This is a genomic window from Halorussus halobius (assembly GCF_004765805.1).
GTDB classification, from domain to species: Archaea; Halobacteriota; Halobacteria; order Halobacteriales; family Haladaptataceae; genus Halorussus; species Halorussus halobius.
Window position 1 is genome coordinate 488,267 of record NZ_SBIU01000003.1, and the last position, 18,501, is coordinate 506,767.

At 68.5% G+C, this 18,501-nt stretch carries 18 protein-coding genes and 1 tRNA gene; 5 read left to right on the forward strand and 14 right to left on the reverse strand.

From position 1 onward, the window contains the following. Positions 1-29: 29 nt before the first annotated feature. The 4 genes from EPL03_RS09185 to EPL03_RS09200 all read right to left on the reverse strand — a co-directional run bounded on the left by EPL03_RS09185 (position 30) and on the right by EPL03_RS09200 (position 4,324). Positions 30-2,186 carry a chemotaxis protein CheA gene (locus EPL03_RS09185; protein ID WP_135829038.1) on the reverse strand — a complete coding sequence of 719 codons (2,157 nt, stop codon included), beginning with the start codon at positions 2,184-2,186 and terminating at the stop codon, positions 30-32. A gap of 3 nt (positions 2,187-2,189) precedes the next feature. Next, on the reverse strand, positions 2,190-3,227 hold the full coding sequence (gene cheB / locus EPL03_RS09190) for a chemotaxis-specific protein-glutamate methyltransferase CheB (RefSeq protein WP_135829039.1): 1,038 nt from the start codon (positions 3,225-3,227) through the stop codon (positions 2,190-2,192). Further along, positions 3,224-3,586 carry a chemotaxis protein CheY gene (gene cheY, locus EPL03_RS09195; RefSeq protein WP_135829040.1) on the reverse strand — a complete coding sequence of 121 codons (363 nt, stop codon included), beginning with the start codon at positions 3,584-3,586 and terminating at the stop codon, positions 3,224-3,226. Before cheY ends, cheB begins: the two co-directional genes overlap by 4 nt. A gap of 159 nt (positions 3,587-3,745) precedes the next feature. Further along, on the reverse strand, positions 3,746-4,324 hold the full coding sequence (locus tag EPL03_RS09200; RefSeq protein WP_135829041.1) for a chemotaxis protein CheW: 579 nt from the start codon (positions 4,322-4,324) through the stop codon (positions 3,746-3,748). A gap of 232 nt (positions 4,325-4,556) precedes the next feature. Between EPL03_RS09200 and EPL03_RS09205 the strand changes: the two genes are divergently transcribed. Beyond that, positions 4,557-4,628: transfer RNA gene (locus tag EPL03_RS09205), tRNA-Ala, on the forward strand. Positions 4,629-4,913: 285 nt separating this feature from the next. On the opposite strand, the gene EPL03_RS09210 is transcribed toward EPL03_RS09205, so the two are convergent. Further along, a complete protein-coding gene (locus tag EPL03_RS09210; protein WP_168216221.1) occupies positions 4,914-5,321 on the reverse strand; it encodes a hypothetical protein in 408 nt (135 codons plus the stop codon). Positions 5,322-5,410: 89 nt separating this feature from the next. Here EPL03_RS09210 and EPL03_RS09215 point away from each other — a divergent pair, with 89 nt between their 5' ends. Further along, positions 5,411-5,797, forward strand: coding sequence for a PIN domain-containing protein (locus EPL03_RS09215; RefSeq protein WP_244605262.1), 387 nt, complete (start codon positions 5,411-5,413; stop codon positions 5,795-5,797). A gap of 22 nt (positions 5,798-5,819) precedes the next feature. On the opposite strand, the gene eif1A is transcribed toward EPL03_RS09215, so the two are convergent. Both eif1A and EPL03_RS09225 read right to left on the reverse strand, forming a co-directional pair. Next, positions 5,820-6,107: a translation initiation factor eIF-1A gene (eif1A, locus tag EPL03_RS09220; protein ID WP_135829043.1), complete on the reverse strand. Its 288-nt coding sequence runs from the start codon at positions 6,105-6,107 to the stop codon at positions 5,820-5,822. Between the two features lie 125 nt (positions 6,108-6,232). Beyond that, positions 6,233-6,562 carry a HalOD1 output domain-containing protein gene (locus EPL03_RS09225; protein WP_135829044.1) on the reverse strand — a complete coding sequence of 110 codons (330 nt, stop codon included), beginning with the start codon at positions 6,560-6,562 and terminating at the stop codon, positions 6,233-6,235. 494 nt (positions 6,563-7,056) lie between these two features. Between EPL03_RS09225 and EPL03_RS09230 the strand changes: the two genes are divergently transcribed. Beyond that, positions 7,057-8,622: a DUF7289 family protein gene (locus tag EPL03_RS09230; RefSeq protein WP_135829045.1), complete on the forward strand. Its 1,566-nt coding sequence runs from the start codon at positions 7,057-7,059 to the stop codon at positions 8,620-8,622. Positions 8,623-8,657: 35 nt separating this feature from the next. Here EPL03_RS09230 and EPL03_RS09235 read toward each other — a convergent pair whose 3' ends face one another. Genes EPL03_RS09235 through EPL03_RS20460 form a run of 7 tightly spaced genes read right to left on the reverse strand, consistent with a single transcriptional unit; the run spans position 8,658 to position 17,702 of the window. Then, on the reverse strand, positions 8,658-9,389 hold the full coding sequence (locus tag EPL03_RS09235; RefSeq protein ID WP_135829046.1) for a DUF7289 family protein: 732 nt from the start codon (positions 9,387-9,389) through the stop codon (positions 8,658-8,660). Next, complete coding sequence (locus tag EPL03_RS09240; RefSeq protein ID WP_135829047.1) at positions 9,386-9,871, reverse strand: DUF7266 family protein; 486 nt, start codon at positions 9,869-9,871, stop codon at positions 9,386-9,388. Before EPL03_RS09240 ends, EPL03_RS09235 begins: the two co-directional genes overlap by 4 nt. After that, on the reverse strand, positions 9,868-10,878 hold the full coding sequence (locus EPL03_RS09245) for a DUF7261 family protein (protein WP_135829048.1): 1,011 nt from the start codon (positions 10,876-10,878) through the stop codon (positions 9,868-9,870). The genes EPL03_RS09240 and EPL03_RS09245 overlap by 4 nt, the downstream gene beginning before the upstream one ends. Continuing rightward, positions 10,872-11,516 carry a DUF7288 family protein gene (locus tag EPL03_RS09250; protein WP_135829049.1) on the reverse strand — a complete coding sequence of 215 codons (645 nt, stop codon included), beginning with the start codon at positions 11,514-11,516 and terminating at the stop codon, positions 10,872-10,874. The genes EPL03_RS09245 and EPL03_RS09250 overlap by 7 nt, the downstream gene beginning before the upstream one ends. Continuing rightward, positions 11,510-12,049, reverse strand: coding sequence for a DUF7287 family protein (locus tag EPL03_RS09255; RefSeq protein WP_244605231.1), 540 nt, complete (start codon positions 12,047-12,049; stop codon positions 11,510-11,512). The genes EPL03_RS09250 and EPL03_RS09255 overlap by 7 nt, the downstream gene beginning before the upstream one ends. Before the next feature lie 2 nt (positions 12,050-12,051). After that, complete coding sequence (locus EPL03_RS09260) at positions 12,052-14,085, reverse strand: type II secretion system F family protein (protein WP_135829050.1); 2,034 nt, start codon at positions 14,083-14,085, stop codon at positions 12,052-12,054. Next, on the reverse strand, positions 14,082-17,702 hold the full coding sequence (locus EPL03_RS20460; RefSeq protein WP_244605232.1) for an ATPase, T2SS/T4P/T4SS family: 3,621 nt from the start codon (positions 17,700-17,702) through the stop codon (positions 14,082-14,084). The genes EPL03_RS09260 and EPL03_RS20460 overlap by 4 nt, the downstream gene beginning before the upstream one ends. Before the next feature lie 148 nt (positions 17,703-17,850). On the opposite strand from EPL03_RS20460, the gene EPL03_RS09275 reads away from it, so the two are divergent. Continuing rightward, positions 17,851-18,213 carry a hypothetical protein gene (locus EPL03_RS09275; protein WP_135829051.1) on the forward strand — a complete coding sequence of 121 codons (363 nt, stop codon included), beginning with the start codon at positions 17,851-17,853 and terminating at the stop codon, positions 18,211-18,213. Between the two features lie 39 nt (positions 18,214-18,252). Continuing rightward, entirely contained in the window at positions 18,253-18,501 is a 249-nt protein-coding gene (locus EPL03_RS09280) for a hypothetical protein (protein ID WP_135829052.1), read from the forward strand.

The following is an 18,501-nucleotide window of genomic DNA, read 5'->3' on the forward strand; positions in this document are numbered from 1 at the left end:
CGTTATTCTCCTCTTCATGTCTCGTCGTGTCACAGCGTCTCCACGTCGAGGATGGTCACCACGTCGCCCTCGCCGAGGACGGCGGCCCCGGACAGGCCGGGGATGCCGCTGAGGATGCCCTCGAAGGGCTTGACGACGACCTCCTCCTGGCGGCTCACCTCGTCGCAGTGGATGGCGACCTTGCGCTCGGACTCCTTGATTCGGATCAGCATGCCGTCGCCGTTCTTCGTCCGTCCGGGGACGTTCAGTGCCTCGCCCAGCCTGACGAGCGGGTAGACCGTGTCGTCGTGGGTGACGACCTCCTCGCCCTCGACGGTCTGGAGGTCGGCCATCCGGCGTATCTCGTCGACGTTCTTGATCGGGACGCCGTACTCCTCCTCGCCCGACTGGACGAACAGCACCTTGACGATGGCGACCGTCACCGGCAGCGACAGGCTGATGGTCGTCCCTTCGCCGGGCGTGCTGTCGATGGATATCTCGCCGTCGAGCCGCGAGACCGTCTCGTTGACAACGTCCATGCCGACGCCACGGCCGCTCACGTCTGTCACCTCGTCGGTGGTCGAGAAGCCGGCCCGGAAGATGAGCTTCTGGGCCTCCTCCTCGTCGAGTGCGTCGGCCTCCTCGCGGCTCATCATGCCCTTCTCGACCGCGCTGGCCCGGAGCGCGTCCGGGTCGAGGCCGGCCCCGTCGTCCTCGACCTCGATCGTCACGCGGTCGCGCTCCCGGGAGCCCCGAAGCCGGATGGTGCCTTCGCGGGGCTTGCCCGCCGCCTCGCGCTCTTCGGGCGGTTCGACGCCGTGGTCGGCCGCGTTCCGAAGCAGGTGCATCAGCGGGTCGCTGATCTCGTCGAGGATGGTCCGGTCGAGTTCGATGTCGGTGCCCTCCATCGCGAAGTCTATCTCCTTGTCCTGCTCGCGAGCGAGGTCCCGGACCAACCGGGGGAACTTGTCGACCACCTTCTTGAGCGGGACCAGCCGCATGTCCATCACGGTGTCCTGGAGGCTGCCGGTTATCTTGTCGAGCTCGTCGAGGTGGTCCTCGGCGCTGTCGAGTTCGCGCTGCTCGACGGACCGACGGAGCTTGATGCGGCTGGTCACCAGTTGCTCGACCTGCCCGTGGAGGTCGTCGAGCTGGTCGACGTCCACCCGCACGGACTGTATCTCCTCTATCTCCTCGGCCGTCGAACCGCCGGAGCGGGACGACCGGCCCGACGAGCCCCCCGACGAATCCGCCTCGTCCTCGCCCGAGGCGGTCGAGTCGTCGTCCGTCGACCCGTCGTCGGCCGCCGCGTCGCCGTCCGCGCTTCCGGCGTCGGCGGACGCCCCGTCGCCAGCGGCCGACTCCTCCTCGCCCGCACCTGCCGACTCCTCGCCCGCGCTGTCCGAGTCCGACGACGCGTCGCCGTCAGACTCGGCGACCGCGCCGAGGTCGTCGTCGGGGACCTCGGTCACCGTCCCGCCGGCGATTTTGCCGACCGACGCGACGACCGACTCGACCGCGCCCGGGTCGTCGGCCGCGACGAACGCGTCGAAGCCGCCGTCGTACTCGCCGTCGTTGATGGCCTCGACCCCGGGCACGGTTCCGAGCAGGTCGAGGTTCTCCTCCAGTCCGTCGAGCGCGAACATGGCGTCGACGCCCTTCATGTCGGGGTCGCCCATGTCGACCGCGACGTGGAACACGTCGCCGTCGGCGTCCGCCAGCCGCCCCGCGTCGTCGAGGTCGCCGAGCGGAATCGCGGGGTCGTCCTCGCTCGACTCCTCGGACGCGTCGCCGCCGGCATCGCCGTCGTCGCCGTCGCTACCGTCCGTCCCGCCCTGCTCGATGACGCCCCGGATGTCGTCGATGATGTCGTCGGCCTCGACCTCCGACTCGCCCGTCTCCTCGATGTGGTCGAGCGCGCGGTCGATTTCGTCGACGCCCGCGAACACGAGGTCCATCATCTCGGGGGTGACCGCCATCCGACCCTCCCGGACCTCGTCGAGCAGGTCCTCGATGGCGTGGGCGAGGTCGCTGGCGTCCTGGAACCCCATCGCGCCGAAGTTACCCTTCAGCGTGTGGGCCGTCCGGAAGATGGAGTCCATCGCGGCCTCGTCGCCCGGGTCGTCTTCGAGCTCGAGCAGCGAGTTGTTCAGCTCCGTGACGTTCTCTTCGCTCTCGCGTACGAAGTCCTGTAGGTAGTCGTCCATCTGTCATGCCTCCTCTCGGAACGTGTCGAGTATCGCCGTGCCCATCTCGTCGGCCGAGCACACCCGGTCGACGCGGCCGGTCTCGATGGCTCGCGCCGGAATGCCGAACACCGACGACGTCTCCTCGTCCTGGGCGAGCGTCGCGCCGCCGGCGTCCGCGATGGCCTCGATGCCGACCGCGCCGTCGCTTCCCATTCCTGTGAGGACGACGCCCGTCAGCGGGCCGTCGACCATCTCGGCGGCGGTCTCCATGGTCACGTCGATGGCCGGGCGGACGCCGTGTCTGGGCTCGTCCTGCTGGAGTCGGATGCGGAGCCGGCCGCCGCCGTAGCCGGCGACCTCCATGTGGTAGTCCCCCTTGGCGACGACCGCCTCGCCGCCGCCGATGCGCATCCCGTCCTCGGCCTCGCGGACGTCGTACTCGCTCCGGCGGTCGAGGCGGTCGGCGAACCGGGCGGTGAACCCGTCGGGCATGTGCTGGACCACGAGTACGCGGAGGTCGGCCTCGGGCGGGAGGCTCGCGACCACCGACTCGACCACGCGCGGACCGCCGGTCGAGGCACCGATCACCAGCGTTGGGTCGTCGACGAACCCGTGGTCGGTCTCCAGCGTCCCGACCGGGTCGTCGACCTCCTCGACAGACTCGGGGTCGGCCCGGGTCGCCGACCGGACCGTCTCGACCAGCGCGTCGCTGTGGGCCGATATCTCGGTCGATACCTCGCCGCCCGGCTTGGCGAGGAAGTCGACCGCGCCGTTCTCCAGCGCCTCGAACGTCGCGTCCGCGCCCTCGTCGGTGTGGGCCGACAGCATCACGACCGGCGTCGGGTTCGTCGCCATGATCTCCGCGACGGCCTCGATGCCGTTCATCTTGGGCATCTCGACGTCCATGGTCACCACGTCCGGGTCGTGGTCCGCGACCGCCTCGACGCCGGCCTCGCCGTCGCCGGCCTGGGCGACCACCTCGATACCGCCGTCCTCGAGGATGTCGGCGATGACGGTCCGCATGAAGTGCGAATCGTCGACGACGACTGCGTCGGTCATGCTGACACGACGTCCTCGATGGCGTCCATCACGCTGGGTTTCTGGAACGGTTTCGTGATGTAGCCGTCGGCTCCCGCCTTGATGGCGGCTTTCATCTTCTCTTCCTGCCCGATGCTGGTACACATGATGATGTTCGAGTCGGGGTCGGCCTCCTTTATCTCGGAGGTGGCCTCGATGCCGTCCCGGATGGGCATCACGATGTCCATCATCACGAGGTTGGGCCGGTGCTCCTCGTACAGTTCGACCGCCTCGACGCCGTTCTCGGCCTCCCCGACGATCTCGAACTCCTCTTCGAGTATCTCCCGGAGTAGATTCCGCATAAATTCCGAATCGTCCACGATGAGTACGTTCTTCGCCATGCGAGAGTCACCTGTCCGGCGCTTCTGAGCGGGGCGAAATAAATTCTCCCCTGTGATTATCAGTACTGATGTTCGCGCGATGGTCCGCGACGCGACCGCGGGCGTCGCTGGCATCGCCCGGCGAAGCGACGACGCGCTCGGGCGGTCGGGAGTGGCGGGTCATCGTAGCTGTTCGATGATGGCGTCGACGTCGATCCAGACCACGAGGTCGAGCCCGTCGCCGTTCTGTTTGCGGATGATGCCCCGCGAGACCTGCTCGGACACGCCCCGCGTTTCGAGGTCCGAGAGGTCGTCGTCGGTGTCGATCTGGTCGACGGGATAGGTCGAGACCTCCCGTACCTCGTCGACCCGGATGCCGAGCTTCTGCTTGTCGTCGGCCCGGTCGAGCACCAGTACGTTCTGCTCGGCGGCGTCGGGCGCGTCGCCCTCGACGCCGAGGAACGACCGGGGGTCGATGATGGCGGTGGTCTCGCCCCGCAGGTCCATCACGCCGTCGATGGCGTCGGGCGTCCGGGGGATTCGGGTCACCTTCTTTATCTCCACGATGCTGTCGACCGCGTCGATGTCCACGGCGCAGTAGTCCTCGCCGAGCCGGAACTCCACGACCTGCCGGGTCGGGACGTCCCGCGCTTCGGGCGGGTCGTCCGCGTCGCCCCGGTCGGCAGCGGCGGGCGAGTCGCCCGATTCGCCCGCGTCGGCGGGGACGCCGGGACCGGTGTTGGTGTCCTCTACCTCCATGTCGCTCTGTTCGGACCAACGAACGCCAACGTATAAAACCCGGCTTCGGCTCTCGCAGATGATAATCGGAAGCGTGGACTGGAGGGCGTTCTCGCTCCGGAAATGGTCCACCGCGGGTCGCGCTCGACGATGAGCTTCGGCGTCCGGCCCGGTGCCCCGTGAGGCCGTCGTCGGGGCCGTCCCATTCCGAGAAGTTTATCAGTACCCCCGGACAACGTCTGGGTGCGTTCGAGGGCTCGTAGATCAGCGGTAGATCATCCCCCTGGCACGGGGAAGGCCTCGGGTTCAAATCCCGACGAGTCCACTTCCTCTCGCTCACTTCGTTCGCTCCGGTCAGCGGACTCGTCGACCCTCGCAATCGAACCGCAATTGCTCGGTCCCGACGAGTCCACTCTTTCCGCCCTCGCTTCGCTCGGTCGACCAGTGGTGAGTTCGTCGATTCGTGCGAACGAGAGGCGTCGTCTACGCACGGAGAGTGTGCCTCGATTACAAAACGGAGGCTCTGTGAAACACTATTCTTCATATATATTTTTGTCTGAAACAGCCGGTCGGCGAGAACCGCGAATCGGCCGACAGAACACGTCTACAGTCAACACTCGATGTCCGCAGCCTGTGCCAACTGCGGGCGCTCGTCGGCGGGATGTGCATACCAGAAGTGGAACCGAAGGCAGTAGTCCTCGTCGAGTTCGCCAACGCCCAGAATATTGACACTCCCCGCGAAATCCCCGACAGCCCCGTGTAACGCGACTGGAGATACGTCTTCGTCCGGGGTTATCGTCACCTGCTCGTTGACGCTTGCGTCGGTGTGGTGTGATTTCCAGTCTAGCATCCCGGATTCGGTTTCGAGCGCGAGGTGGAACGTCCGTGCTTGTTCGTCTGTATTTCGGAGTTCGACGTTCACTTCTCCGAGTGAGCCGTCAGACCTGAACGGACTCATACAGCCGGCGAGGCCAGACAGCACAGCGGTCGTGCCGAGGAGGGCTTGGCGGCGTCGCACAACTCATGCGATGCTCAGTACCCGTAAGTAAGTTACCTGTATAGACCGCTCAGAGTGACCGGTCGAGATCATGCACGAGACAGGCGATGGTGAGTTCACGGAACTGCTTCCACCAGCGTCGTGACTATCTCGATGGCGACGACGACGCGGAGGCCTTCCTCGACGCACACGCCGACAGACCCTTCTTCGCACCGACGCTGGCGCTGTTCGAGGTCTATCGCGGTGCAGCACGCACCGGCGGCCGCGAACAGGTCGAGCGCGTCGCCGACGGCCTCGACTGGCTCGAACCGCTCCCGCTGACGGACGCGACCGTCCGCGAAGCGGCACTCGTCGAGGCCGAACTCCTCGACGCGGGAGACCGCATCAATCTCGGTGACGTGCTCGTCGCCGGAATCTGTCGCCACGACGGCGCGAACGTCGTCACTCGGGACCACCACTTCGACCGAGTCGAGAATCTCGACGCGCTCGCTTACTGAGCGGACGCCGAATCGAAAAGTATCAGACGTTGATGTGACCTTCGCGCCGGAGCTGGTCCTGCGCGGAGCCGTCGTAGCGCCACTCGATGTCGGCCTTCTCGTCCTGCCAGTCCCAGGGCTCGCAGAGCACGATGTCGTCCTTCCGAATCCAGATGCGCTTGCGCATCCGGCCCGGAATCCGGCCCATGCGCTCGACGCCGTCGTTACAGCGCAGCCGGACCCGGTTCTTGCCGAGCATCTCGGTCACGATGGCAAACTGCTCGTCGTCGTTGGGCATGCGGAGGTTCCGTCGCCCCGATTCTTCACTCACACCCTAACGACGGGCCGGACGTATTTAAGTTATGGCATCGCGTGTGCGAAAAAGTATCACGGCGCGACGGCCGCGACGAAGGTCCTACGTCGCTGTGTGCGGTTCGGGACGTCCCCGGCGGCCCGCTACGTCCGGACGACGACGCGACCGCTGGAGTGGACCGTGACCTCGTAGACGTCGTAGGGGAACGACACCGACACGTCGTCGCGCAGGTCGCCGTACCGTCGCGTCTGGAAGAGCAGTTCGAGGGCGTCGCAGTCCACGACCGAACTCAGCGGCGTCATCTCCGAGGGGCCCGACTCGACGAGTTCCGCGAGCGCGAGCGCGACCCCCGTCGAGACCTCTCCCCCGAGCATGAAATCGCTGACGTCGAAGACGTAGGTCGCCAGCGTGGCGCTCCCGGTGGACTCGTCCCGTATCTCGACGGGTTCGACGTTCGGTCTCGACGTGGGCATCTGATTGCTGTGTTTCTGGGGACGGGCAGTCAAAGGTGTTCCGGTGGTCGAATCGACGGACGCGAGCGGCGACCTCGTCGGCCGATGACGGGGTTCGCGCCGCGGTCGACCGCCCGACGCCGCCGAAAGGAGTTCACCGTCGACGTGCCCGGCTTCGAGACCGACGAGGCCGGGGTCTCGTGACACGAGGGCATCCCGAACGTGACGGCCGGGGGGAGATAACGGCCACCTATCACAACGGCGTCCTCGAAGTCGAACTCCCATCCTCGGGAGTACGACCCGGGCGGGACCATCCCGGTCGAGAGTTGACCTCGCGGTTCGCGCCGGTTCCCAGGTTTCGCCGCGTCGGACGCCGCGCGAGCGATAGCGCCCGAATCCCCGCGCGAAAGGGCCCGAACGTCCACGCGACGGGGCCGGGACTGCGAAGCCGGAACTGGTAAGATAGTACACAGTTGGCAAGACTATTTATGCTACTGTAGTTCATCGCCCGGGACATGCCGGGGTTTCGCGCGGACGCGGCGAGCGGTCGGCGGGGTCAGTCCGAAGTCGTCGGCCTCGGGCTGCTGTTCGGGTTCACGCTGTTCGCGGCGGTCGGCGTCCTCTTCGTCGGCGGGACCGCCATGGACGCCCTGGAGGGGTCGGCGAACGTCCAGAACGCCGAGAACAGCATGCGCGAGGCCGACGCCCGCCTGAGTCAGGTCGCGTTCAGTTCGAACGACGCCCACACGCTCGATTTCAGCGGGCAGGACGGCGACGTCCGCGTGACCGACGACGGGACCGCGACGATCACCACTGTCGGCAACGACTCGGCGACCTGCAGCGCCGACATCGAGTTCGGTTCCATCACCTACGAGGCCGACGACGGCGGCGAGGTGACTTATCAGGCCGGCGGCGTCTGGAAGCGGACCGAGGCCGGGAGCGTGATGCTCTCGCCGCCCGACCTCCAGTACCGCAACGGGAGCTTCAGCTTCCGGATGGTCGACGTCAGCGGCGGCGTGAACGGGTCGGTCGAGAGCCTGCGGGCGACCAAGGACGCCGCGGCGTCGAGAGAGCGCAGCGAGCAACTCAGGGAGGCGTTCGCCGCCGACCGCTGCACCCCGCCGAAGAAAATCGTGGTCTCGGTCGACAGCGAGTACTACCGGGCGTGGGGCGAGTACTTCCGGAGCCACTTCGACACCGGGACGACGGCGGTGTACGACGCCAACCGGACCGCGTCGATGACGGTGACGCTGGCCGGGACCGGGACGGAGAACCGCAACCGGAGTCTGGCGGTCCAGCGCAACGCGACCGCGTCGGTCGAGTTGCTCAGCACGGAGATTTCGGGCACCCAGACGCGACGGGTCGGGTGCGACGAGTGGGCGTTCGGCTTCTGCGTCGAGCCGGTCTACGCCGACTACAAGTACAACGCGCCGGTCACGATGCGGGTCAACGTCGGCGACCGGACGTACGAGCCGTGGACCGACGTGGCGAATCCGGCGTCGGTCGCGGAGAAGGACGTGAACGACCCGACCGACGGGCCCGAGAGCCGGTCGTTCACCACCAACGTCTCCGCGGGCGACAACGTCAGCGTCGAGGCGACGGGCTACGGGGCCGACAGCTACGACTGGAACGACTACGAGGAGGTCTCGCTGAACGGCGAGATGTGGCGCTCGGTCGGGGCCGAGGCGGCCGGCGACGAGACGGTGAACATCACGGTCGACGCCGACGACGGGGGCGACAACGAGGGCAACGTCGTCCTGCTCGCCGACGGGATGGCGGTCCCCAGCTACGGGTCGGCCAGCGACGAGCAGCGCAACATGTCCCAGGTGCTGGGCGGTCGGATGAACGAGACCGGCCACCTCGACCTCGCGCCGAACGCGTTCGTCCTCGTCTACGAACTCTCCTGCGCGGACGCGACGACCGACGACGTCGGCGACTCCGACAAGTGCGGGTCGGGCGACCCCGATTACAACGACGCGGTCGCGCTCGTCACCGTCGAGGAGCGGGGCAGCGTCGACGACCCCGAGAACCTCGCGGTCCACATCTCGATGAATCAGGTCGCCATCGAGGAGGGCTCCTGACGCCCGGTCGCCCGCCCGAGACGGCGACGTGGGTGTCAGGTCCGGATGGCGACGTCGAGTATCGTCCGCCGGACGAACGCCCGGTCGGTCGAACACTCGTAGACGTCGCCGGACCGGCTCCATCCGCTGTCGGTGAGGTAGCGCCCCCACGCGTCCGCGCTGGGCGAGGAGACGACCTCGAACCGGACGGTCGCGTCCTCGTCGCCCTGAGGCGTCGCGGACCGGGGGAACACCGTCGAGGCCTCGGCCCGGCGACCGACCACGACCACCGTGCCGTCCTCGGCGACCGCGCCGGTGTCGCCGGCCCGCCGCAGCGACACGGTCGAGACCAGCGCGCGGTCGGGGGCGCAGTCGAACGCGGGCCGGCGGGCCAGCACGCTCCCGCCGTCCTCGGTTCGGAACACGCCGCCGGCCTCGTAGCGAATCTCGGTGTCGTCGTACTCGTAGACCAGCGCGCCGACGCCCACGCGCTGTTGCACCACGTCGCCGCCCCGCTCGACCGTGACCCGGAACTCGGTCGCCTCCTCGACCGCGAGCCGGCCGCCGCCCAGTCGGACCTCGCCCGCTCGCCCGGGCGCTCGCCCCCGGTCGACCGCCGCGAAGTTCTGGGCGAGCGCCACGACCGCTCGCTCGGCGTTGTCGACCTGCTCGGCGTCCCGGACCCCCTCGAGCGAGCCGACGCCCGAGCCGTAGAGGACCCCGACCGACGCCATCACGACCGCGAACACCAGGACGTACCCGACGACGTGGCTGACCCCGCGGCTCACGCCGCTCCCTCCAGCGCCAGCGTCCCGTTGTCGGGCTCGTAGACCACGACCACGTCGCCGCCGGCCACCCGGGTCGACCGGACGGCGGTCTCGGTGGCGAGCGCGACGGTCACGCTCGCGGCCGGGTCCGACGCGTTCAGCGCGAGACACGGATACCGGTCGCACGGCCCCGGCGCGCTCGCCACCAGCGCCACCGAGTACCTCGTGCCGGCGAGCGCGTCGGGGTGGGTCGTGCGGAGTCGGAGGTCGGCGTTCCCGTCGGCGACCAGCCCGTCGGCCCCTTCGAGTTCCGCCGCGAGCCGCTCGCCAACCACGCCGAGTTCCTGTCGGACCGCCCGCTCGCGCTGGTCGGAGACGGCACCGCCGGCCGCGATGACGAGACCGCTCACGAGAACCGTGGTGATGGCGACCGTCAGGGTGTACGTGACCGTCGTCGAGACGGCGCGTCGGTCGGTCGCGAAGCCGGTTCGTCGCCCGCTCATGGGTCGTGAATCGTGTGGTTGGTGGTCGTTCGATATCGCAGTTCGGGCGTGGCGTACGTGACGGTCACCGCGAGCGCGTCGACCGCGTAGCTCCGGTAGGGCGACTCCCACGGCGCGGCCGTGGCGACGTCGCCCGCCGTCGCGCCCGTCCCGTCGAGGACGAGTCGGTACGTGCCGGTGGCGTTGGTCGCGTTCGCGTAGCCGAGTTCGTACGGTGGGTCGACGCCCGCTGCGAACGCGAAGGTACAGTCGACGCCGGCAGAATCGCCCTCGACGTCGACGGACCCGTCGTCGACGTCGAGTTCCACCGTCCCGTCGTCGGGCGACGCGGTACAGGTCGACTCGGCCCCGCCGGTCCCGACCCGGTCGACGTCGACCGAGCTCCCGTTCCGGTGGACGCGCATCGTCCAGTCGTCCCCGCCGGCCGCGACCGTCACCCGGAACGCGTCGGCGTCGGTCGAGGGGAGCGAGTCGGCGTCGACTCGCAGTCGGTAGCGCTGGACGCTCGCGCCGTCGGCGACGGTCCACTCGGGGTCGCCGGCGCGGTCGGTGAAGTTCCGGCTCGAATTGGCGTCCGCGACCACGAGCGCGACCGAGGGATTCCCCGCGACGGCCACGCCGACCGACGCCGGCCGCCGGTTGGTGACTGCGGTTCCGACCAGCGCGCCGTACCGTGCGAGCGTCCGGTTGACGGCGTCGGCGGCGGCGCTCTCGTTCCCGTAGGTGGCGTTTCGGTTCGTGCGCTCGACCAGCGGGGGCACCTCGCCGTCGACCGCGCGCTCGATTTCGGCGGCGTCGTCGGTCGCGTCGAGCGCCGCGCGGTTCGTGACGTTCTGGGTGTACAGCACCGTGTTGAGTATCACCACGAGGCCGACGATGGCGATAGCCAGCACGACCGCGCCGACGAGGATGAGCTGTCCCCGGTCGTCGCCCGCCCGACGCGGCAGGCGGTCGTCGCTCGCCCGACGCGGGAGGCGGTCGTCGCTCGCCGAGTGGTCGCTCACCATACGACGAGTCGCACCTCCGCGACGGTGAACGCCGGGCCAGGGTCGGCGTCGCCCGCGTAGAAGTGGCGGTCGGGGTCGGCGTCGATCTCCGCGAGCGTCGCCCCGCCGGCGGCCTCGGACGAGGTGAGCCGGTCGTCGTCGTAGAGGACGACCGCGTGGGTCGCGGTGACCGCGTTGTCGGAGGGGACGCCCCGGTAGACGACGCGCTCGGTCTCGGTCCGAAAGGGGGCCGAATCGTTGCGGTAGTCGACGTAGAGGTTGTACTCGTAGCCCTGCGAGGAGAGGGTGTCGTTCAGGAGTTCGCCGACCGACTCGCACGGAGGGTCGGCGTCCGGCGGGCCGGCGGTGCAGGGCGGGTCCGACCCGTACCCCCGGACCCGGTCGTCGGCGTGGGCGAAGGTCCGCGAGGAGTTGTTCCAGTAGAGCGCAAGCGACCGGAGCTGGTCGTCCTCGGCCGCGACCGTCAGCGCGTCGTCGGCCTCGACGCGGAGCTGGGCCTTCACGTCCTGGTCGACCGTCCCGGCGGTCGTCGGCGTCAGCACGACCGCTTCGAGCGCGAACAGCACGGCGGTCAGGACGACGATGCTGCCCACGATGCCCTCCAGCGCGAACGCCTGGCCCCGGTCGTCGCCTACCATAGGTACACCTGCAAGCGATACGGGTCGCCGGCTATCGCGACGATGCGGCTCGCGGCGGCGGTCGGGTGGTCGCCCACGGCCGCGCCGGCCCGGAGTCGTCGGCCGCCGGCCGACGCCACCGCGCCGGTCTCGGCGTCGGTCACGGTGACGTTGACGCGAGTGGTCGCGGGCAGTCCCAACGACGACCGGAGCGCCGACTGGGTCCGGTTGGTCGCGTCGAACCGGTCGGCGGTCCGGTCGGGGTCGAGCGCGTTGCCGCCGGTCGAGAGGTCCGCCAGCAGGGTCGCGGCGGTCCGGTCGGCCCGGGTCGTCAGGTCGTCGTCGACGGGCGCGTTGAACGGCACGAACACCGAGGGGAGCATCGCGAACGCGAACGCGACCGACAGCAGGAAGACGCTGACGCCGAGCGCGAAGTCGATGGTGGTCTGGCCGCGCTCCGGGGTCGGTCGGTCGGTAGACTGCGCGGCGTCGATTGGCGACCCTCGGGCCGGCCGGCCGCGCTCGGTCACCGGGTTGGTTGTCTCTCGTGGCATGGTCAGATGAACGCGAAGGTGAGTAAGGCGACGGTCGGGAGCACGACCGCGAACTTCACGCCGGCCAAAAGCGAGGCGTCCCGGATGTAGCCCGCGATGAACCCCGAGAGGAGCGCCTGCAGGGTGACGGCGTGGAAGAACAGCATGCCCAGCAGCGTGGTGTCGACGCCCTGTCCGAACTGGGCGGGACCGGCACCCGACGCGCTGCCGCCCGACGACGACGCCTGGTCGGCGAGACCGGCCATCACGTCGAGGAACCGCACCTTCAGGATGGCCATCACCGCCAGCAGCGTGAGGTAGGTCATGACGATGATGACCACCTGCATCCGCGACCGGGACTTGCGCTCGCGGGCGATGTCGTCCTGATTCTCGCTGGCCTGTGCGGCGGTCGACAGCACCTCGGTTATCCGGCTGGAGGCCTCCTGGGCCTTCGAGACCAGCGTGACCGTCCGGGCGAGTCGCGGGATGTGATACCGGTTGTTGAACTCCACCAGCGCGGCCCGGAGGCTCATGCCGTACTCGACCTTGGCGTGGACGACGTCGAACTCGCGGGCGAGTTTGCCCGAGGAGGTGTCCGCGACCGTCCGGACGGATTCGAGCAGCGTCAGCCCGGTGTCGTTGGCCGACGAGAGCTTCCGGAGGCCCTCCGAGAGATTGTTGGTGACGGTGCGGCGCGACCGGACGTTCCACTCGTGGAAGACGGCCAGCGGCAGGAGCGTGACGTAGATGGGGACGTAGACGTAGACGAACGTGCCCCAGACCGGATTCGCGACCATCCCGTCGACGGTTCGCGGGGCCGCGCCGGTCCACACCGCCGACCCGACCAGCACCAGCGACGCCGGGACGGTCAGTCCGAGGACGAACAGCGGGTTGTCCCGGAAGAAGACGTGCGGGCGCTTGAGCAGCAAAATCGTCTCGTGGGTGCCCTCGCGGCTCTTGACCCGGTCGAACACCGAGAACTCCCCGACGTAGCGCTCGACCAGCCCGAGGTGGAGCAGGCCCGCGCCGGTGTCGGCCGCGACCCGCTCGTTGCCGTCGTTCGGGTCGAGGTAGCCGTCGCCGGGGTCGTCCTGCTTGACCGTCGAGACCAACACGAGGAATCCCACACCCGTCAGCGGGATGAGGCCGTAGACGGTGGCGTACAGCATGTCCACCTGCGCCTGTCCCAGCATCGACATGATGACGAGGATGATGATGAGCAACAGGGGGAACAGCGAGAGGGTCATGTACATCTCGCCGAACAGTTCGAGGGTCTCGAGGGTCATCTCCTGTTCCTGCTTGGCGGTCCGCATGTGCTTGTCCTTCTTGTCGTCGAGGAAGTCGCTCATGTCCCCGCCCGAGCTCACGATGGAGAGCATGTCGGTCAGAAACTGGCCGAACTCGTCGCTGGGCGTCTCCAGCGACCGCTTGCGGATGGCGGTCCGGTAGTCGGTGTCGAAGTACTCGGTCTCCTGGACGATGGACTGGAACTCCCGGGAGACCTCGCCGTAGGTGTCGTCGGCCTTCGCCATCGCCTCCAGAATCTCGAGTTGGTTCAGCCCGCCGACCGAGAGGGCGTACATGAACGAGATGGCGTCGGGCAGCAGCATGTTTATCTCGCGCTTCCGGCTCGACGCCCGCATGTACGGAATCGCCGCGACGGCCCCGAACCCGCCGGCGAACCCGATTGTGCCCAACACGAGGCCGCTGGCGACGACCAGCGACGGCACCTTGAGCGCCTCGATAAGCCGCAACGTCGCCTCGTTGGGGACCGGCACGCCGATGAGGATGCCCACCTCGACGACGCCAGTCATAAAGAGGACGTAGCCGACCGCGGTTCCCAGCGCCCAGAGCAGTCCCCCGGCGAGGACGCCGACCGCGAGCGCCCGCGAGAGGTAGAGTTCGACGGTGTCGGGCATCCGGGCCTCGGCCAGCTTGGTCTCGACGTCGGCCACGAAGTCGCCGTCCTCGTCGAACAGGTAGGCGAACAGCGGATAGAAGGCGTCGGCCAGCGAGTCGGCCGACCGCCGGGTGCCGGTCGCGCCGCCGTGGCTCATCGCCGGTCCTCCTCGCCGCCGTCGGCGGCCCCCTCACCGCCGGTGGCCTCCTCACCGTCGGCGGCCTCGCGCTCGCTGTCGCCGTCGAACGCGGCCTCGAAGTCGCCGAACGAGTCCTCGGCGGACCCGCCGTCCGGGCCGCCGGACTCGCCGTCCGGTTCGTCGCCCCGGTCGTACGAGTCGGGGAAGCGGCCGAGTTCGCCGCCCTCGCTGGTGTCTCTCACGCTGTCTTCCGGCGTGGCCGATTCGGCGTCCGTGACGCGCTCGGCGTCCGTGGCGGGTTCGGACTCCGCGTCGGGCGGGCGTCGGGCGTCCGGGTCGCGGTCAACCTCGTCGTCCGGGGGCCCGCTCGGAGTCGCCGACGAGTCACGAGGCGTCGACTCGTTGCCCTCCGCGAGCGCGACCGCGAGGCCCTCCACGTCGGCGTCGGCCCCGCGATACTCCTCCAATAGGCCGTCGTCGGCCTCCGCGAGGATGCCCTTGGCGAGCGCGTAGGTCTCCTCGCTGGGGTCCGGTCGGGGCACCATCTCCTCTTTCTTGGGGTCGACGTCGATGTGGACGCTCTCCATCTCCCGGAGGTCTTCGAGGCTCTCCTCGAGTTTTCCGTTGGCTATCAGGGTCAGGATGGTGTCGGGGTCGTTGATGAACGCCTGGACCGTGGCCGCGACCTGCGCGTACTCCTCGAGCCCGTTCCGGATGAGATAGGCGAGGATGACCCGGCGCTTCAGAATCTCGCGTTCGAGCCGGTCGCGGTCCCAGCCCCGGTCGAACATGATGTCCTCCATGGTGTTCGACCCCGACAGCCGCATGAACTCGTCGTCCTCGGCGCGCCACTGGAAGATGTCCTGGACGTTTATCTCGTCGTTCTCGGCGCTGTACTCGTTTATCTCCGTCAGGGACTTGTTCCGGCGCACCTTGCTGCCCTGCACGCGGGTCTGGGTCTGGATGCTCACGAGGTCGAGCGCGGTGAACAGCGTCTTCGAGACGTTGATGGGTTCGGTCGTGAACCGCTTGAGCACCTCGCCCACGGTGTCGGCGTGGAAGGTGGTGTAGGTGGTGTGGCCCGTGGACATCACCTGAAACAGGGTGCGACCCTCCTCGCCGCGAATCTCGCCCATCACGATGTAGTCGGGGCGCTGGCGGAGCGCGGCCTCCAGCAGGTCGAACTCGTCGACGTCGCCCTTGTCGTCGTCAGAGAAGGAGGGCCGGGTGACGCTGGCTATCCAGTTGCGCTGGGGCAACTCCACTTCGCGGGTGTCCTCTATGGAGACGATTTTGGTGTTGCTGGGGATAAACAGCGAGACGGCGTTCAGACTCGTGGTCTTGCCCGACGCCGTGCCCCCGGCGAAGATGAGCGACTTGTGGTTCTCGATGGCGAGCCACAGGAACGCCATCTGTTCGAGCGAGAAGGTGTTCCAGTTCACGAGGTCGATGGGCGTGAACGGCACGTCCTTGAACTGCCGGATGGTGTAGTTGGTGCCGTGGTCGCTGACCTCCCGGCCCAACGTTAGCTGGGCGCGCGACCCGTCGGGCAGCGTGGCGTCGACCTGCGGCTGGCGCTTCGAGATGCCCTTGCCCGACCGCTGGGCCAGCTTGACCACGAAGTCGTCGAGTTCGTCCTCGCCGTGGTAGACGTTGGTGATGACCTGCTCGTAGTCGGTGTGGTAGACGAACACCGGGGAGTTGTAGCCGTCGACGGAGATGTCCTCGACGTTGATGTCGTGCTTGACGCCGTCGATGCGCTCGTAGCCCGTGAAGTCCCGGCGCAGGTAGTACAGCAGCTTCTCGGTCTGGTACTCCGAGAGGGTGTCGTCGTCCTCTTCGAGCAGGACGGGTTCGGGCCGGACCGCGATGCCGTCCAGCCCGCCCGACTCGTCGGGCTCCATCGCCTCGATTCGGGCCTCGATTGCCGCCCGGACCCGTCGGCGGAGCGACTCCGCCGTCTCGACCGACAGGTCGAGGGGGTCGCCGAGCCGACTCGCGGAGTCGGACGGGACCGCCTCCGCGTCTCGGGACTCGTCCGGGTCGCTCTCGCCCCAGTCCTCGGTGGGGGCGTCGACCGACTCCGGCCCGTCCGGCGAGTCGGGCGAAGCCTGGCCCGAGCCACTACCAGCCTCCCCGTCGTCGCCGACCGCGCCGCCGTCCGGGGCGACCTCCTCGTCCGCACTCCCGCCGTCGGTCGGCGAGTCGGAGGCGGCCTCGCGCGTCGAACCGTTCGGGGAGTCGCCGCGTCGCTCGTCGAGCGCCGCCCGGAGGGGTTCGACCGCCTCGTCGGCCTCCTCTCGGGCGCGTGCGAGGTACTCGCCGACCGCGTCGCCGGTCCCGGCGAGGGCGTCTCTGGTCCGGTCGTAGCGGTCGAGCAGGTCCCGGAGCTGTCGGGCGCGCTCGCCGTCGTTCTCGGCGTAGAGGTCGTAGCGGTCGAGCAGTCGGAGCGTCTCGCGCTCGACGACCGCGCCGCGCTCGTCGGCGTCGGCCTCGACCACCACGTCGTCGCTGGCGTAGGTGATGGCCGACCGGAGTTTCCCTTCGAGAAACGCCTTCAGGTCGGTCTCGATGGGCGTGCAGTACGGCTCGACGAGGTAGTACTTGGTCTCGTTCTCCTTGGCGGAGTGAAAGAGGACGACGAACGCGTAGGGCTTGTTGACCCAGTAGCGGTCTATCTCCCTGAAGTGGTCCTTCTTGGGGAGCGCGACCGCCTTTTCGAGGTCGTAGCGGTTGACGACCGTGGTGTGGCCCTCGACCGTCGAGAAGAACGCGTCCTCGTCGAGTTCCGCGGGCACGTCGAGGGTGCGCTCGTCCTCGACCTCGCGGAGCGTCCGGGCCTCGGCCGCGCCCTGCGCGAGCAGGTCCTCTAAGTTCTCCTCGGGAAAGCCGAGCCACTCCGCCTCGTCGAATCGCTCGATTTGGCCGTCCCGGTCGCGGGGGCGCTCGGGCGCGGTGACCTCGGTGTCCTCGTAGTAGTACTCGTACTTGAAGTGCTCCCAGTAGTACTCGCCCTTCGTCACGGGCGTCGTCTCGGGGTCGAGCCACGCCTCGAAGTCGGCGCTCAGGTCGGTGACCGCCGCGCCGGCCTCGAAGACGCCCGCCGACAGGTCGTCGTGGCCCAGCCACTCGCTCCGGTCGAACGGGACCGCGTTCCCGTCCTCGTCGCGGGGCGCGACCGGACGATTCCGTCCGAACTCGTCGGCGTCCCCGTCGCGCTCGTAGTAGTGTTCGTACTTGAAGTGCTCCCAGAGGTACTCGCCGACAGCGACGGACGTCTCCTCGGGGTCGAGATACGTCTCGAAGTAGGTCCGCAGTCCCGCACCCGTCTCGGCGGCCTCCTCGACTCGGTCGCCAGTCTCGTCGGGGTCGTGACCGAGGTACGTCGCCGGGTCGAACGCGCGGGGCTTGCCCCGCCAGTTGGTCGGTGGACTCCCGTCCTCGTAGAAGACCTCCTCCTCGAACGTCGCCCAGTCGTACTCGCCGACGGTCGCCCCCGTCCCGTCGTCAGCGCCGTCGAGCGACTCCGAGTCGCCCGGCTCGTTCGACGCCGCGGCCTCGCTCGAACCGCCGGCGTCCGCGCCCCCGCCGGGGTCGTCGGGATGACCGTTCCCCGCGTCCGATTCGTCGTGCACTGGCTGTTTGCTTCCGCCGATGGTTGAAAAAACCTCTTGCCAGATGTGGACCAGGTTACATCCCGGCGAGCCGCGTTCGGTCGGGAGACCGCGGACGGTGGCGGGCAGAACCGCAACACGTAACTCCCGCGAGTCGGAACCACGGACCGTGATATCGGTCCGGTTCGTGGCGATGGCGAGTACGTTCTTTCTGGTGACCGGCGCGCTGCTGGTCGGCGACGCCCTCCACGGGTCGGTCGTGACCGGTCAGTACCCGATCACCTCCCCCGCGGCGGTGCTCCGGGCGGTGCCGGGCCTCATCTGCATCGCGCTGGGCTACCGCCTCCGGACGCCGCCGTCGGAGTACGCGGCCGTGGCGTCCGACGAGACGGGCGACGAGGCGACCGACTCGGAGACCGACCCGGTCGAGTCGGGGGCGGGCCCGGCCGAGTCGGAGACGGCCGACTTCGACCCCCAGATGTCGCCGCTGTCCGACGACCAGTTCGAGGACCTCGACGCCGACGACGAGTAGTTCCAGAACTTTTAAGCGCGGTGAAAGACACCACAGACCATGGCACTGAAGGACAACGTACCGAAGCCGCTTCGAGGGCCCATCGGGTTCGGCTCGATAGGCGTGATGATTCTCGGCCTCGTAATCGGGTACATATTCTTCTTCGTCGGCCTCACCCTCTACTTCGGGATGGGCGACCCAGCCGAGGCGCTCTCGTCGGTCGAGTCGCTCACCATCTCGGCGTTCGGGCTGGCCTGCGTCGCGATGGGATACCTCGGCTGGAAGGGCTTCAACTACTTCGCGTACTAA

Bases quoted from the DNA above. Each gene is read 5' to 3' on its own strand.
- EPL03_RS09185 (WP_135829038.1), bottom strand. From the start codon at position 2,186: ATGGACGACTACCTACAGGACTTCGTACGCGAGAGCGAAGAGAACGTC.
- cheB (WP_135829039.1), bottom strand. From the start codon at position 3,227: ATGACCGACGCAGTCGTCGTCGACGATTCGCACTTCATGCGGACCGTC.
- cheY (WP_135829040.1), bottom strand. From the start codon at position 3,586: ATGGCGAAGAACGTACTCATCGTGGACGATTCGGAATTTATGCGGAAT.
- EPL03_RS09200 (WP_135829041.1), bottom strand. From the start codon at position 4,324: ATGGAGGTAGAGGACACCAACACCGGTCCCGGCGTCCCCGCCGACGCG.
- EPL03_RS09225 (WP_135829044.1), bottom strand. From the start codon at position 6,562: ATGCCCACGTCGAGACCGAACGTCGAACCCGTCGAGATACGGGACGAG.
- EPL03_RS09230 (WP_135829045.1), top strand. From the start codon at position 7,057: ATGCCGGGGTTTCGCGCGGACGCGGCGAGCGGTCGGCGGGGTCAGTCC.
- EPL03_RS09240 (WP_135829047.1), bottom strand. From the start codon at position 9,871: ATGAGCGGGCGACGAACCGGCTTCGCGACCGACCGACGCGCCGTCTCG.
- EPL03_RS09245 (WP_135829048.1), bottom strand. From the start codon at position 10,878: ATGGTGAGCGACCACTCGGCGAGCGACGACCGCCTCCCGCGTCGGGCG.
- EPL03_RS09250 (WP_135829049.1), bottom strand. From the start codon at position 11,516: ATGGTAGGCGACGACCGGGGCCAGGCGTTCGCGCTGGAGGGCATCGTG.
- EPL03_RS09255 (WP_244605231.1), bottom strand. From the start codon at position 12,049: ATGCCACGAGAGACAACCAACCCGGTGACCGAGCGCGGCCGGCCGGCC.
- EPL03_RS09260 (WP_135829050.1), bottom strand. From the start codon at position 14,085: ATGAGCCACGGCGGCGCGACCGGCACCCGGCGGTCGGCCGACTCGCTG.
- EPL03_RS09280 (WP_135829052.1), top strand. From the start codon at position 18,253: ATGGCACTGAAGGACAACGTACCGAAGCCGCTTCGAGGGCCCATCGGG.